The following is a 15,090-nucleotide window of genomic DNA, read 5'->3' on the forward strand; positions in this document are numbered from 1 at the left end:
CGAATCAGCCTCTCCGGTGGTCGGTGCCGTCACCGCTGGTGCCGATGTGCGGCAGTTCCGTTGCCGGAACGCGATCAGGGACTGGGTCGGGAGCGATACCGAGGTCGTCGCCGATGGCTTCCATGCCGATGTGGGCGCTTTCGCGCAGCGGGAGCTCCTTGAGGAACAACACGACGACGAAGCCGATCGCGGCGACCGGGATCACCGCAAGGAATGTGACATGCAAGGCTTGAGCGAATGCGTCGACAATGACCGCCTGCGTGTCGGCGGTGAGCGCTCGAAGCGCGTCCGGGCCGGACTGGATCACTGCCGGGTCTACCCCGTCGAGTTGCGGGCCGGCGTCGGCGAGGTAGTGGTCGAGCCGGTTGTTGAAGATCGACCCGAAGATCGCGACACCGAATGCTCCACCCATCGAACGGAAGAATGAACTGGCCGACGTGGCCACTCCGAGATCTTTCGCCTCGACGGCGTTCTGGGTGGCCAGGACGAGAACCTGCATCACCAGCCCAATCCCCAGCCCGACCACGGCCATGTACAGGGACTGGACCGCCCGCGACGTGTCGGCGTCGAACCGTGATAGCAGGAACAGCCCGAACGTCATGATCGCCGTGCCAGCGACCGGATACACCTTGTAGCGGCCGGTCCGGCTGATCGCCCGTCCAGAGCCGACGGTGCCGATGATCAGTCCCAACATCAACGGCGTGAGCAGCAGCCCCGACCGAGTCGGGCTGGCGCCGTTGACGACCTGCAAGAACAACGGGACGAAGATGAGCACTCCGAACATCGACAGACCGACGATGAACGCGGCGCCGCTCGACACCGAGAACACGGTGTTGCGGAACAGGTACAACGGCAACACCGGTTCCGGCGCCCGACGCTCATGGGCGAGGAACACGAAGGCGAGCACCACTGCTGCGATGGCCAGAGTGATGATCGTCGGCGACCCCCACTTGTATTCGCTGCCACCCCACACCGTGACCAACAGCAGGCACGTGACCGCGGCGACGAGCAGCGCGGAGCCGAGGAAATCGATTGCATGCTGACGGCGGGTGAACGGCAGGCGCAACACCGAACTCGTCACGACCAGCGCGGCGATCCCGATCGGGATGTTGATGTAGAACACCCACCGCCACGACAGATGATCGACGAAGAACCCGCCGATCAGCGGGCCGCCGACACTCGCGATCGCGAACACGGCACCCGTGTACCCCTGGTACCGGCCGCGCTCACGAGGCGAGACGATGTCGCCGATGATCGCCAACGCCATCGCCATCAGACCGCCCGCCCCGAGGCCCTGGATGGCCCGGAACCCGATCAGCTGCCCCATGTTCTGCGACAACCCCGACAATGCCGACCCGACCAGGAACACCACGATCGCGGACTGAAACATGATCTTGCGCCCGTACAGATCGCTGATCTTGCCGTACAACGGCGTCGACGCGGTCGACGTCAGCAAATACGCCGTCACCACCCACGACAGATGATTCAAGCCGCCCAGATCCCCCACGATCGTCGGCAACGCCGTCGCCACGATCGTCTGATCCAACGCCGCGAGGAACATCCCCAACATCAACCCGCTGAACACCACCAGGATCTGACGATGCGACAGCTGCGAACCGCCCGTCGGCGCCGGAACACTCACGTACGGCCTCCCCGTTCCAAAACCTCATTCGCCAACCGCTCGAGCAACGGAGCCAAGGCCTCCCGCTCACCCTCGGTCCAACCGGCCAGCAACTCCGTGAAATACCGGTGCCGCGCCTCACCCAACAACCGCAACACCTCTACCCCGGCAGCCGTCAACCCAACACGCAGGGCGCGACCATCCAACGGATCCTCGGCCCGCACCACAAACCCGCCACCCTCCAACGTCTTCACATGCCGGCTCATCGTTGACGTATCCACGCCAAGAATCTGTGCCAACTCACTCACCCGGAGCTCGCCGCGCTCCGACACACACCGCAACACTCCAAACCCGGCCCGCTCCACCGGCACACCCGCGGCACCGATCAACCGTTCCTGCGTCGAAGCCAACGAGAACTCACGAACAAGCGTTACCACCGCTTCCTCGATCGCAACGACCGGATCCGAATTGCGGCGAACCCGAACCCTCGTCAACTCCACATCAGCAACATAGATGGTTGCAGCACCCAACTACAACCGGGTTTGATCCATCATCGAGTCGCGTGAGGACTGTCAGATCCGCGGTGTAACTGGTCTGGCCTGAAACGCTGAACCGACATGGTTCGGCCGGAAGGACAGACAATGACAGACCATGATGTGACGGTGGCGACACCGTCGAACGAGACGAACGAGGAGCGGCCGGACAGGTCACTCGCGGAGCAGCTCGTCGACCAAGCACGAGCGGACGGGGTTGACCTGGTCGGCCCCGGCGGCCTGTTGTCGGATCTCACCAAGCAGGTCCTCGAGACCGGGTTGGAGGTCGAGATGGAAGACCATCTCGGCTACCCGAAACACGCAGCCGAGGGCCGCAACCACGGCAACTCACGCAACGGCTCGAGAGCCAAGACGGTGATCACCGAGGTCGGCCCAGTCGACATCGACGTGCCGCGTGATCGTGACGGCAGTTTCGAACCCAAGACGGTCCGCAAGAACCAACGCCGGCTCGACGGTGTCGACTCGATGGTGATCTCGTTGACGGCGAAGGGGTTGACGACTGGTGAGATCGAGGCCCACCTGGCCGAGGTGTACTCGACGAACATCTCCCGCGAGACGATCTCGAAGATCACCGACCGGGTCCTCGACGACCTCGGCGACTGGTTGAACCGGCCGCTCGACCGCGTGTTTCCGGTGATCTTCATCGATGCGATCGTGGTGAAGATCCGCGACGGCCAAGTCGCGAACCGACCCGTCTACACCGCCATTGGGGTCACCGTGGACGGCAAACGCGAGATCCTCGGGCTCTGGATTGGTTCAGGCGGCGAAGGCGCCAAGTATTGGTTGCAGGTGTTGACCGAGATCAAGAACCGTGGCGTCGACGACGCCTGCATCGTCGTCTGCGACGGCCTCAAAGGCCTGCCGGAATCGATCGAAGCGACGTGGCCGCTGGCAGTGATCCAAACCTGCGTGCTGCACCTGATCCGCAACACCTTCCGCCTCGCGAGCCGGGCCGACTGGGACAAGATGGCCCGCGATCTCCGCCCGATCTACACCGCCGTCAACGAAGCCGACGCGGCAGCCCGACTCGATGAGTTCCACACGATCTGGGGCAACCGCTACCCGGCGATCCGGTCGCTGTGGACGAACGCCTGGGCCGAGTTCGTGCCGTTCTTGGACTACTCACCCGAGATCCGCCGGGTCATCTACTCGACCAACGCCATCGAGTCCTTGAACGCCAGATTCCGCCGGGCGACGAGAGCGAGGGGACACTTCCCCAACGAGCAAGCAGCGCTGAAATGCCTCTACCTCGTCGTCAGATCACTCGACCCGAAAGGCACCGGCCAGGAACGATGGATGAACCGCTGGAAGCCCGCCCTCAACGCCTTCGCCATCACCTTCGAAGGCCGCCTCTTCTGAGGCCCTAACATCACCAATGACAATGACCAGCCAGACCAGTTACACCAACTTCCTGACAGACCCGTCGCGTGCATGTGCAGCCGCCCATGCAGACGTCGATGCGTCGCCCGCTTGGATCGTCGGATTGGAAGATGATTACAGTGTGGTGATCCAACAACTTGATGGGTGCGTGCGGTTTGGTGCGGTTCTTCAACGATCGATTTGAGTGCTCGTGGCCGGACATCTCGCGCTCGGACAGATATGGAGTATTCCGGCATGGTCGATGAACATCCGGACCTGCCGGCGCGGATCGACGCTGCGACGGTCGTGCGCCAGCTCGCACATGGTCTGGTGTCGCGTCGGGTCGAGGTATCGATGCTGCGTCGCATCGCCGCGGATGTCGAGGCGTTGGCGAACGGGGTCGAGGCTTCGCCGACCCGAAGCCGGCTGGCGGAGATGGCGGCGAACCCCCGCTTTGCTGCCGCGTTGAAGTCGGGGACGATGAGCGACGTCGTCGAAGACGGCGCGTTCGTCGATCTCTTCCACGACTCGCCGGTCTCGGGCTCGGCGAACCCGTTGAGCATCGGACTGCGGATCCGGCGTGACAACGATCAGTCCGTTGGCACGGTCACGTTGGCACCGGGTTGGGAGGGCGCACCGGGACGCAGCCATGGCGGTGTCGTGGCGGCATGTGTCGACGAGACGATCGGCGGCTTGCTTCCGATCTTGGGGACCATGGCATTCACCGGTGAGTTGACGCTGCGGTATCGGGCACCGTGCCCGTTGGGTGTTCCACTCGAGTTTCGAGCCTGGCTCGTCGAACGCGACGGCCGCCGTTTGCATATCGCGGCGTCCGGCGCCGGACCCGACGGCGTGTTCGTCGAGTCGACGGCCTTGTTCATCGCCGTCGACATTGCCCATCTCGCAGAAATGAACACGCCACGCGACGGAGACGTCGACCATGCACCAATCTGATACCGACATCCACACCCAGCAGAGGGGGCACTGATGCGTACGATTTCGGTTGATCTTGCGGCGAAGTTGCGCCTCGGCGCCGCCGTCTTTGCCGAGCGCGGGTACGACGCTGCAACGATCGAAGCGTTGAGTGAGGCGACGGCGGTGCCATCGTCGACGCTGTACTACAACTTTGCTGGCAAGCAGGAGATCTTGGCGTTCTTGCTCCAGGACTGGCTTGATCGCACATCGGTCGTGGTCGCAACGGCTATCGAGGGGCCCAGCAATGCGGCGGTCCGGTTGGAGGCGGTGATTCGAGCGCAGTTGGGGGCGATGGCGGAGGATCCGTCGACGTGTCAGATGCTGCTCGCCGAACTTGGTCGTATCGATCGCCTGCCCCATATTGCCGCAGCGGTGCAGCAGGCTTTTCATCGACCGGTCGCGAAGCTGCTCGTCGAGGGTGCTGCCGATGGTTCGTTGGCCGAGGTGTCGATCGAGAACGCGACAGCGGTGATCTATGGCGCGGTCACTCTGACGGGTCTGCGCCACGTGGTGGCCGGGGACGGCCAGACCCCGGCATTCGATGTCGACGAGGTGGCCGGCGATGTCGTCGGGCTCGTCATGAACGGGCTCGGCGCCCGATGACCACCTATGACGACGGGAGCTGACCGATGACCGATCTGGCCGAGGGCACGGCCTTAGCTGACCCAGAGTTGCTGGCGTTTTCCGCAACCTCGACACTCGGGCGAATCGGTGCTCCACTCGCCCGACTCGAAGACGAAATCGTATTCAACGAACTGCTGCGACGCCTCCCCAACGTGGACGGCAACAACGACGCTACGTGGCAGCCAAGCCCGACGCTGCGGGGCCTCGAATGCTCCGATTGCTCCGTGTCATGACCACACCGCACACCGACGCAGCGCCGGCGGCCGATCTCACCCACCGGCAACGAACGATCATCATCGTCGGATTGATGACCGGGCTGATGCTCGCCGCGCTCGACACTGCAACTTCGCAGCTCGGCGAACCACCCAAGAGTGCGGTCACCGCAGCGCTGTTCGACTCGATCACGACCACGTTCCTCCTCGCCACCTTCGTGATGATAGCGGCGTTCATCGTGACCGTGTTCATGCGCGAGATCGCGCTCCGGACAACGACCACCGCCCAGTCGGCAACGGCGCCTACACCCACCCAGGAACCCGCATGAACAACACATCGGTCCGCACCCTGCGCGGACACGAATCGATCAAGATCACCGCTGAGGTCTTCGACGGAGACCCCCACAACCAACGTCCGTCGGTGTTCATGCTCCATGGCGGTGGCCAGAACCGACACGCCTGGACCAACACGGCGCGAGCTCTCAGCGACCACGGGAACACTGTGGTCACCATCGACACCCGCGGCCACGGCGACAGCGAATGGGACCCGACGGGCAACTACGAAACCGACGACCTCACCCACGACCTGCTCGCCATCCACACCCAGATGTCGAGAGGGCGCCCGGTCGTCGCGGTCGGTGCCTCCATGGGCGGGATGACCATCCTCAACGCCCACCGTCACGCCCCACCAGATCTGTGGGCCGGCGTCGTACTCGTCGACGTGACCCCACGCATGGAGATCGCTGGCGCCCAACGCGTCGTGGCGTTCATGGCCGCCCATCCCGACGGCTTCGCGAGCCTCCAAGAAGCCTCCGACGTCATCGCGGCGTACAACCCTCACCGGCCCCGACCAACCAACCTCGACGGGCTCCTCAAAGTGCTGCGCCGACGCGACGACGACCGATACGTCTGGCGCTGGGATCCTGCGTTCATCACGTCCAAGACCGACGCAATGAACCAACACACCAACGGCAGCACGCACCGCTACGAAGAGATCGCGAACCAACTCCTCGAAGGCGCCGCCTGCATCACCGCACCCACCCTGCTGGTCCGCGGCGCGATGTCCGACCTCGTGAGCCCCGACACCGTCGAGGAGTTCCTCGCCACCGTCCCACACGCAACCGCCATCGACGTCTCCAACACCGGCCACATGGTCGCCGGCGACGACAACGACGCCTTCACCACCGCCGTCCTCGACTTCTTGAACCAGCTCGACCCGATCAACTGAACGAAAGGCTCGCACCATGTACGACCATGGGCTGACAACAAATCAGACGGCGACGTCCGGTGCCGACGAAGTCACGGTACGGGTCGCTCAGAGTTGGCGGAACCTTCGTCGAGGAGCCGCCGCACGCCAACTCCGCACACTGTTCTGGGAAACCGGCCCACCGCGGCTCACCATGGGACAAGTCGACAGCCTCGACCTCCTCGTTACCCGCCCGAGGTGGAGGATGGTCGAGTTCGCGGCGGGACTCGACCTCTCGCCATCGTCTGCCACCCGAGCGATCGACAAGCTCGTCGACGACGGACTCGCCAAGCGAACAGTCTGCGTCGAAGACCAACGAGTTCATATCGCGAGTGCTACGCGTAAAGGCCGCAGAATCCAACGCACCGTCATGCGATCGCACCTCAACATCGTCAGCCAGGCGCTCTCAGGTTTCGATCACACAGAACGGGCCGCACTCGCCGATCTCACCGAACGATTCATCACACAACTCGACGCCGCCGTCAAGGCCAAGGCAATTGGGCAGGGCTGACGGTCCGAGCTCGGCGCGAGGCGACTCGCCAGGGCTTGGTCGATGGGTCAGCTTGCACGGGCTGCGGCGCAGACTCGGACGGGATTCGACCTCACTGTTCGACGACGAGTGGAGGAACAGGTCGAGTGGCCGACTGTCGGGCGGAGCGGGGGTCTCGTTGACACCGGGCGTTTTGTCACGTCACGCGCACGGTTGGACGAGTGGCGTTTGAGGGTCGTGGCGGTCGTGGTTACGATAGGTGTCACCAGCTAGGAGACTGCTGAGCAATCGTTGTTGGTCTGGTGATGAGGAGGGTGCGATCGCGCCGAGTTGGTCGGGCTGGGATCTGTTGGCAGGGGCTGGTGGTTGGCCTCGGCTGAACTGGTCAGCTCGGGGCGAGGTTCCAGGTGGTGCCGTTGTGGTCGAGGCCGAGGTTGATGAGTCGTTTGAGGTTGATGACGGCTGCTCGGGTGGAGAACCCGATGCGGTTGCGGTCGACGCCGCGGTAGCGGCAGCGTCGGTGGCCGTTGGTGACGAGCCAGGCAATGGTGCGTTCGACCATGGGTCGGTGTTGGCGGTAGTCGTCGACGAGGTCGGTGTCGGTTCGCCAGCGGGCCCGGTTCGCGGCGAGGTGCTGGTCGTGTTGTGAGACGAGGAACGTCTTGCCGGCCGCTGCTGAGGTGCAACGCGATCTGACAGGACAGCTGCGGCACTTTGCTTTGAAGGTGGCTGTTCCGCTGTTGGTGATGTGAGTGGTGACGCCGTTGGGGCAGGTGACGGTGCGGGCGGTGTAGTCGATGGTGAAGTCGTCGCGGCTGAACTGGTCGTCACCGAGGTTCGGGTTGCGGGCGAGCGGCCAGGGTTTGATCAGAATCCGATGCTGAGCGTCGTCGAGTCTGGCGAGGGAATCGCCAGATCCGTAGGCGGAATCGGCGAGCACGTCGAGTCCGGCGGGTTCGTCGGCGAGGAGCGCAATGCCGGTCGGGCCGTCGCCGGTGTTCGCTGGTGTGAGATCACATGCGGTGATCAGCCCGGTCGAGGGTTCGACTGCGATGTGGGCTTTGTAGCCGTCGCGATACGACGACCTCGACTTGTGCATGTGGCGCGTCTCGGGATCGACCGTGGAGATCACGCGATGCTTCGCGACGTTGCGTTCGATGCGCCAGGTGCCTTCTTCGTCGCCGGGTTCGACGTCTTGGCCGGCAACCAACGCGAGCAGACCGACCAGTTGCTGCTGGTTGTTGTCGAGGTCAACACCGTCGAGCGCGTCGAGCACGCTGAGTGCGTCGTTGACGAGGCGAGACACGAGTTCGTCGCGAGCAATCGGGTCGTTCCACGCGCACGATGGCTTGCCGGAGCCAGCCTGATAGTCGTCACCGACCACCTCGGCGGCGGCGGCTTCGGGAATCGCGGTGCGGACTCGGCGGATCATCGACACCAACTGCGTCACCGTGTCCTGGGTTGCGACAGCGTCATCCAACAGCGTCGAGTCCAAAGCTCGCCGGGTCTTGTTTGCCAGCACGTTCGTCGAGCTGATCACGTCACGCACCGCGTCGAAGATTCGTTCCGGTCGATCCGACCGGCGCAGCTTGTTGCGCCACAGGGTCAACACCGTTGGATGGAAACCAGGATCGGTGATCGCCAGACCAGCTGCGACCTTCCACCGCAGATCGGTCGCCAACGCCTGCAACGCGTCACGATCCGACAGCCCCTCGAGTGACTGCAACACCAGCACCGTCGCGACCAGATCGGCCGGCTGCGACGGGCGACCCCGACCCGAGGGAAACAGATCGGCGAACATGTCGTCGGGGAACAGCCGGTGACGGTGCTCGGCCAAGAACGCGTACACCGAACCCTCCGGGATCAAATGCGACACGAACGCTGCCGCATCCAGCAGCTCGCGGTCAGGACCAGACGTTCCCTGCATCCCCCAATTCTCATCCATCCCACCGACGAACGCGAGCCTTTCCAGGCGATTTGCTCAGCAGTCTCCTAGTCCCGGTGCACCGAGGGGGGTGTGATGGACGACGAGGAAGTCGCTTTGGCGATCGCGGAGATCGAGCGTGGCTTGTGCGACGAGGATCCGAATGCCGCTCGGCGGATGCGCCGGATTCATCATCTCTTTGTCGCCAGGTTTGCCGCGGTCGTGGGCGCTTTGATCGCGGCGCCGATCTTGTTGACGGTTGGGTTGGCGACTGCGTCAGGGGGCACTTGGCTGGCAGGAGTGGTGGTGTTTCTCTTGGCGTTTGCCGTCGACCCGGATCGCGCTTCGAAGGATGCTGATCGCGTGACCGTGGTTGAGCAGCGTGTGGATCGATGGGATGAGTGTGTCTCGGTGAGGGGGACCTGGTCATCGACTGTCCGTGAGTTGCGGGCCGCGGGTGGTTTGGATCGATGGTGTCCCAACGTTCGCCGGGTCGCAGACGGTGGCCGTGGCGCGTCAACGGTTTCGATCGGGCGTTGGCGTCCACTCCGACTGGAGGTTCAGCGCCGATGGTTCGCAGAGGGAATCCGATGGCGTGCCGGAGGTCGTGGACCGATCGTGACCGGCGAACTTCGATGTCAACCGGGGCCGATTGCTGATGAGGTTCTGATCTGGGTGCATGCAGAGGCTCGGCGCTGCCGACACTCGCGCAGCGCGCTTCGAGCGATCCGGCAGGAAACGAGAACCGGTTTGCGACGCTTGGCCACGGCGCAGGGCACTCCGACGCAGGCATAGACTCAAGGTCGAATTCGGCAGTCTTGAAGCGGAGATATCGCTGCGACAGACGTGTTCGGCTGTCAGTCGTGATCGGGCCGGTGGGCGTGTAGTACGCCGTCAATGACTGATGCGATGAATGCGGCGTTTGTGCGTGTCGATTCGACGTAGGCGTAGAGGAATGGGCCGACGAGTTGTGCTGTCACGGTGTTGGAGTCGGTTCGAGGGGCGATCCGGCCGTGTGTGATGCCGTGCTGGACGAGCGCGTCGACGGCTGCGACGATGGTTTCGTGGGCTCGTTGGTGGAGTTCGGCGAAGGTGGGATGATGGCGACTGAGGATCAGGAGTGCTTCGTGGGCGGCGGCTCGGTACGGGTCGCTGAATGCGTCGATGAGGTCGGAAATGAAGACGGAGATCGCGTCGTCGAATGGAAGGTCGGTTCGAGGGGTTGGGTACTGGGAGGTGTGGGCGTTGATGGCGTCAACGAGGATGTTGTCGCGTGACGGCCAGTGTCGATAGATGGTGGCCTTGGACACCCGGGACTTGGCCGCTATTGCTTCGATGGTGACGTTGGTGGGTTGGGTCGTGACGAGGAGATCGATCGTGGCGTCGAGCACCTTGCGGCGACTCTGTTCGATGCGGGGATCGGGCCTGGTTTCGTGGCGGGGTGCGGCCATGTTCAATCCGAGTCGAGGTTGGAGGTCGTGTCGAGTTCGTGACGGAGGTGGCTCAGGCCACGCTCGATGACGTCGCGTAGCACGGGTTCGACCTTGGCTGAATCGGTTGATTTCTCGAGTTCGACGTGCACCCAGATCTCGGTACCGGCATGGATACCGCCGTCGTTGATCGTTCGGACGACTGCCCGGACGGTGAGGTGGCCGTTGATGCGTGCGGTTCCGATACGCCCATCCGCGATGAACGCCTTGGCGGTGGGGAGCCATTGCTCGTCGACGTGGTCGATCGTCACGGTCGCGGACGGTGTCGTTGCGGTCACCGATGCGGCGCTGCGTTGTGCTGAGAACCAGCCGTGGACCGCTTCGACGCTGTCGAGGTGTTGGATCGCGTCGTCGATGTCGCAGGCAAGCAAGCAAGCAACTCCCGTCGATGTGGAGAAGTTCGTGACGCGACATCGGGGTAACGGCTGTGGGCTCTACCGGAGTGGATGGACAGCGTTGTCGAGGGTCGGTGTGTTCATGGTGTCTGGCGTCGTTTGTCTTGTATTCCGGTCCAGGTGGTGTACGCGGCCGCGAGGACCGCGACTGCTGCGCCGAGGAGCAGCGCTGGTTGCATCCCATCGACGTAGGCGTTGCGGGCGGCGGCGACGAGTTGTTGGCCGTCGGGTCCGAGTTGTGCTGCCGAGCTGAGCGCGCCGCCGATCCCCTTCTTGATGCGATCTGCGGTGTCGGCCGGGAAGGTGTTGGCGGTGTCGGTGATGTTGGCCCGGTATTGCGCGTTGAGGATCGATCCGATGAGCGCGAGCCCGACGGCGGCGCCGATCTCTCGGACGGTGTCGTTGAGAGCGGACGCGACGCCTTGTTTGTCCTCGGGGAGCGACGCGGTGATCGCAGTCGTCGATGGGCTCATCGCCAGGCCGACGCCGGCACCAACGGCGAGGAGGCCGGGAAGCACGGAGAGGTAGCCGCCGGCAGGGTCGGCGAGCAGTGCGAGCAGCGTGAGCCCGACGGCGAGGATGATCATCCCGGACGTGACGGTGCGTCGGTAGCCGACACGGTGGGCGATGGTCGGCGCGATGGTTGACAGCGGCATCATCATCACCGCCATCGGCAGCAGTCCGGAGGCGGCTCGGAGCGCGGTGTAGCCGAGGATTGCCTGGAGGAACTGCACGAGCACCAAGAACAGCGCGAACATCACCGCGAACACGACGAACAGGTTCAGCGAGCCGGTGGTCAGGCCGCGGTTGGCGAACAGGCGGACGTCGAGCAGTGGGTGGTCGCGGCGCAGCTCGGTTCGCACGAACGCGACCGAGGCGGCCAGTCCGATCACGAATGCGACGATCGTGAGCGGGCTGGCCCAGCCGCGTTCGGGGCCTTCCTGGATGGCGAGCACGAGTCCCCCAACAGCAACAACCGAAAGGATCGCACCGTGGACGTCGAAACCGGTTTCGACGTGTTCACGAGAGTGGGGGACGACGAACACGGTCGCTGCGAGTGACACGACGGCGAGGATGACCGGAATCGAGAACACCCACGGCCACGTGGCGTTGTCGATGATCGCGGCTGAGGCAAACAACCCGATGATGCCGCCGGCACCGGCGACGCCGGCCCAGGTTCCGATCGCTTTGGCTCGTTCGGCGGCGGGAAAGCTGGTGGTGATCACCGACAGGGTGACCGGCATGATCATCGCCGCCGCAATCCCGGCGATGACACGCAGCGCGATGAGCGGCTCGGGACTGTTCACGAACGCGGAGGCGAGGTTGGCGGCGGCGAACACCAACAACCCGATGATCAGGATCGGTTTTCGTCCCCACCGATCCCCGATCGCGCCGATCGGCATCAGCAACGCGGCCAAAGCGAGCGTGTATCCGTTGATGATCCACAACAGCTGACCCTGGGATGCTCCGATGTCGGCGGCGAGGGCTTGTTGGGCGACGTTGAGTCCCGATGACGACGCGATCACCGCGATCAGCGACACGCACATCGTGATCAGGATCAGCCGGCGTTGCCTGGCGTCTGCGACCGCTTCGTCGTCAGTGTGCGGATCGACGGGATCGAGCAGCGCTGCGTCAACGGGTCCGCGGGGAGGTGTCACGAGAGTTTCCTGTCTGGTCGAGGTCGGAGAGGTTTGTTCTCGACGATCACGTGTGGGGTGGGTTCGCGTACTCGATCATCGACGAATTGCACAACGGTCTTGACAACACGGTGGGACGCGACGGTTCCCGGGTACGGGCCGATGGTTGACCGGGTCATGTCAATGGGCCGGTTCGTGGTCGGCTGGTGCCAGATCGGGTTCGTGGTCGGCTGGTGCCGGGTCAGGCTGGTCGGTGGGTCCTTCGACGTTGAGGCTGGGCAGGATTCGATCGAGCCATCCGGGCAGCCACCAGTTCTTGTCGCCGAGGAGTTCCATGGCGGCGGGGACGAGCAGCATCCGGACCAGCGTGGCGTCGAGCAGCACGGCCGCCGCAAGGCCGACTCCGAAGAGTTTGATGATCCGATTGTCCTCGAGTAGAAAGGCGCCGAACACAACGATCATGATCGCTGCCGCAGCGGTGATGACGTGGGCGGTGGAGGCGAGCCCGTCGGCAACCGACGTACGCGAGTCTCGGGTCCGGTCGTATTCCTCTCGGATGCGTGACAACAAGAAGACCTCATAGTCCATCGACAGCCCGAACACGATCGCGAACATCATCATCGGCACGAACGGTTCGATCGGTGCCGGTTCGACACCGAACACCGGTTTCAGCCAGCCCCACTGGAACACAGCGACGACCACCCCGTATGCGGCGGCGATCGACAACAGATTCATGATCACCGCCTTGATCGGCACCAGCAGCGACCGGAACACCATCATCAGCAACACGAACGACAACAACAACACGACACCGATGAAGACGAACAAACGGTCGGCGAGATAGTCGGTGAAATCGATCGCCGCCGCCGTGCTACCGGTCACGTACACCTCGAGGTCGGTGCCGTCGATCACTGCGGGGATGATCTCGGAACGCAGGCGTTCGATCGTGTCGGTCGTCGCATCGTCTTGTGGTGACGTCGTCAAGATGATCTGCAGCAGCGCCGCCTGCGGCGACGACGGATCATCAGTGGTCGCCGGCGAGACGAACTGCACCCCTGGGTCGTTTCCGATCGCAGCGTTCAAACTCGACACGGCTTCGGCGTCGGTCGGGTCGCCGATAGTCACTGCGGCGACGAGTGGACCGTTGAAACCGGGCCCGAACCCGTCGGCCAACATTTCGTAGGCACGGCGGGTCGTCGTGTCCTCGCTGTAGTTCCCCTCGTCGGAGAACCCGAGGCGGAGCGACAACACCGGAGCGGCCAGGGCCAGCAGCACGATCGTGCCGCCGACCAGGGCCCTCCATGGGTGAGCTTGAACGACACGACTCCACCGGAACGGCAACGTCTGACGCGTCGGCTTGTCCTTCCGGGGCGGCAACTCACGACGCAACGGCGCGATCGCGAACCCGGCGAGCAGCGTGACGACAGCGAGCGGTGCCCCGATCAGCAGCGGGTTGATCGACAAGCCGAGCCCGAACAACGCGACCGCCACGAAGCCGGCGGCGACGATCCCGCGCCATCGGGTGACCTCGATCCGGTGTCCGGCGAAGCCGAGCAACGCCGGCAAGAGGGTGATTGACGCGATCATCGTGACCGCCACCGTCGTTGCGGCGCCGATCCCGAGACCCGAGATGAATTCGAGACCGATCAACAACATGCCGAGCAACGAGATCACCACCGTCACCCCAGCGAACACCACCGCCCGGCCGGCGGTGTCCATCGCGTTGACCGTCGCTTCCTCGAACGACTGACCCTTCTTCAAGTTCTCCCGATAGCGGGTCACGATGAACAACGCGTAATCAATCCCGACCGCGATCCCGATCATCGCCCCGAGCGTGGTCGCGAAGTCGGGAATCGTGACCAGGTTGCTGAACAGCGCCACGACACTGGCGCCGATCCCGACACCGAACAAGGCGACACCGATCGGCAACCCCATCGCCAGGACCGACCCGAACGCCAGGATCAACACGATGATCGCGAACCCCAACCCGATCAACTCCGACTCCGGCGGTTCGAACTCGGCCAACGCCTGGCCGCCGATCTCGACGGTCAACCCGTCAACGACCGGGATCCGTTCTTCCATCGAGGCGCCGATATCGCTCAGTTCGATCTGGTCCAGAGAGTCAGCGAGGTTCACCGTCGCGTAGGCGATCGATCCCGACGGGTCGATCTGGCGTTCACCCCCATCTTCGTAGGGGCTGAGCACGGTGACACCCTCGATCGTGTCGACCTCAGCGAAGTAGTCGGTCATCGTTGCCTGTACGTCCGCGTCGGTGACGCCTTGCTCGGCGCGAAACACGATCGACCCGGACTGCCGGCTCGCACCCTGTTGCGGGAAGAACTCCGACATCACCTCGAACCCGGTCGCGCTCTCCGACGCCGGGATCTCGAACGCGCTCGAATACGACGGGCCGACGATCACGTTCCCGAGCGCGGCGAAACCGACCAGCGCCACCAACCACGAGATCACCGTCGTACGCCGGTGTTGAAAGGTCCATCGACCAAGTCGAGCCATCACGTCAGCAAATCCAATCGTCCGCAGGGGAAGTTCGCGCAACGCTACG

Annotated in this window: 13 protein-coding genes; 6 read left to right on the forward strand and 7 right to left on the reverse strand. The window is 63.9% G+C overall.

Annotated elements, in window-relative coordinates; translation table 11 throughout:
- Positions 1-4: 4 nt before the first annotated feature.
- Positions 5-1,642 (reverse strand): MDR family MFS transporter, encoded by a 1,638-nt coding sequence (locus R8G01_15785; protein MDW3215463.1) that lies wholly within the window; start codon positions 1,640-1,642, stop codon positions 5-7.
- The gene (locus R8G01_15790) at positions 1,639-2,121 is read right to left on the reverse strand and encodes a MarR family transcriptional regulator (protein MDW3215464.1); all 483 of its coding nucleotides are present in this window, start codon (positions 2,119-2,121) and stop codon (positions 1,639-1,641) included. The genes R8G01_15785 and R8G01_15790 overlap by 4 nt, the downstream gene beginning before the upstream one ends.
- 141 nt (positions 2,122-2,262) lie before the next feature.
- On the opposite strand from R8G01_15790, the gene R8G01_15795 reads away from it, so the two are divergent.
- The 6 genes from R8G01_15795 (at position 2,263) to R8G01_15820 (ending at position 7,102) form a co-directional block, all read left to right on the forward strand.
- Complete coding sequence (locus R8G01_15795) at positions 2,263-3,534, forward strand: IS256 family transposase (protein MDW3215465.1); 1,272 nt, start codon at positions 2,263-2,265, stop codon at positions 3,532-3,534.
- A 255-nt stretch (positions 3,535-3,789) separates the two neighbouring features.
- A complete protein-coding gene (locus tag R8G01_15800) occupies positions 3,790-4,488 on the forward strand; it encodes a hotdog domain-containing protein (protein ID MDW3215466.1) in 699 nt (232 codons plus the stop codon).
- 33 nt (positions 4,489-4,521) lie between these two features.
- On the forward strand, positions 4,522-5,112 hold the full coding sequence (locus tag R8G01_15805; protein ID MDW3215467.1) for a TetR/AcrR family transcriptional regulator: 591 nt from the start codon (positions 4,522-4,524) through the stop codon (positions 5,110-5,112).
- A gap of 196 nt (positions 5,113-5,308) precedes the next feature.
- Complete coding sequence (locus R8G01_15810; protein MDW3215468.1) at positions 5,309-5,674, forward strand: hypothetical protein; 366 nt, start codon at positions 5,309-5,311, stop codon at positions 5,672-5,674.
- The gene (locus R8G01_15815; GenBank protein MDW3215469.1) at positions 5,671-6,573 is read left to right on the forward strand and encodes an alpha/beta hydrolase; all 903 of its coding nucleotides are present in this window, start codon (positions 5,671-5,673) and stop codon (positions 6,571-6,573) included. Before R8G01_15810 ends, R8G01_15815 begins: the two co-directional genes overlap by 4 nt.
- A gap of 172 nt (positions 6,574-6,745) precedes the next feature.
- On the forward strand, positions 6,746-7,102 hold the full coding sequence (locus tag R8G01_15820) for a MarR family transcriptional regulator (protein MDW3215470.1): 357 nt from the start codon (positions 6,746-6,748) through the stop codon (positions 7,100-7,102).
- A 364-nt stretch (positions 7,103-7,466) separates the two neighbouring features.
- Here the strand turns inward: R8G01_15820 and R8G01_15825 are convergent, their stop codons facing one another.
- From R8G01_15825 to R8G01_15845, 5 genes are all read right to left on the reverse strand, one after another.
- A complete protein-coding gene (locus R8G01_15825; GenBank protein MDW3215471.1) occupies positions 7,467-9,008 on the reverse strand; it encodes an IS1182 family transposase in 1,542 nt (513 codons plus the stop codon).
- A gap of 854 nt (positions 9,009-9,862) precedes the next feature.
- The gene (locus R8G01_15830) at positions 9,863-10,456 is read right to left on the reverse strand and encodes a TetR/AcrR family transcriptional regulator (protein MDW3215472.1); all 594 of its coding nucleotides are present in this window, start codon (positions 10,454-10,456) and stop codon (positions 9,863-9,865) included.
- A 2-nt stretch (positions 10,457-10,458) separates the two neighbouring features.
- The gene (locus R8G01_15835; protein ID MDW3215473.1) at positions 10,459-10,866 is read right to left on the reverse strand and encodes a hypothetical protein; all 408 of its coding nucleotides are present in this window, start codon (positions 10,864-10,866) and stop codon (positions 10,459-10,461) included.
- A 104-nt stretch (positions 10,867-10,970) separates the two neighbouring features.
- Entirely contained in the window at positions 10,971-12,548 is a 1,578-nt protein-coding gene (locus R8G01_15840; protein ID MDW3215474.1) for an MFS transporter, read from the reverse strand.
- 159 nt (positions 12,549-12,707) lie between these two features.
- Positions 12,708-14,996 (reverse strand): MMPL family transporter, encoded by a 2,289-nt coding sequence (locus tag R8G01_15845; GenBank protein ID MDW3215475.1) that lies wholly within the window; start codon positions 14,994-14,996, stop codon positions 12,708-12,710.
- Between the last annotated feature and the right edge of the window lie 94 nt (positions 14,997-15,090).

It is taken from the genome of Ilumatobacteraceae bacterium (genome assembly GCA_033344875.1).
In the GTDB taxonomy this organism is placed as follows: Bacteria; Actinomycetota; Acidimicrobiia; order Acidimicrobiales; family Ilumatobacteraceae; genus Ilumatobacter.

Excerpts from the sequence above, each read along its gene's own strand:
- R8G01_15795 (MDW3215465.1), top strand. The coding sequence starts at position 2,263 with ATGACAGACCATGATGTGACGGTGGCGACACCGTCGAACGAGACGAAC.
- R8G01_15800 (MDW3215466.1), top strand. The coding sequence starts at position 3,790 with ATGGTCGATGAACATCCGGACCTGCCGGCGCGGATCGACGCTGCGACG.
- R8G01_15805 (MDW3215467.1), top strand. The coding sequence starts at position 4,522 with ATGCGTACGATTTCGGTTGATCTTGCGGCGAAGTTGCGCCTCGGCGCC.
- R8G01_15815 (MDW3215469.1), top strand. The coding sequence starts at position 5,671 with ATGAACAACACATCGGTCCGCACCCTGCGCGGACACGAATCGATCAAG.
- R8G01_15820 (MDW3215470.1), top strand. The coding sequence starts at position 6,746 with ATGGGACAAGTCGACAGCCTCGACCTCCTCGTTACCCGCCCGAGGTGG.
- R8G01_15825 (MDW3215471.1), bottom strand. The coding sequence starts at position 9,008 with ATGCAGGGAACGTCTGGTCCTGACCGCGAGCTGCTGGATGCGGCAGCG.
- R8G01_15830 (MDW3215472.1), bottom strand. The coding sequence starts at position 10,456 with ATGGCCGCACCCCGCCACGAAACCAGGCCCGATCCCCGCATCGAACAG.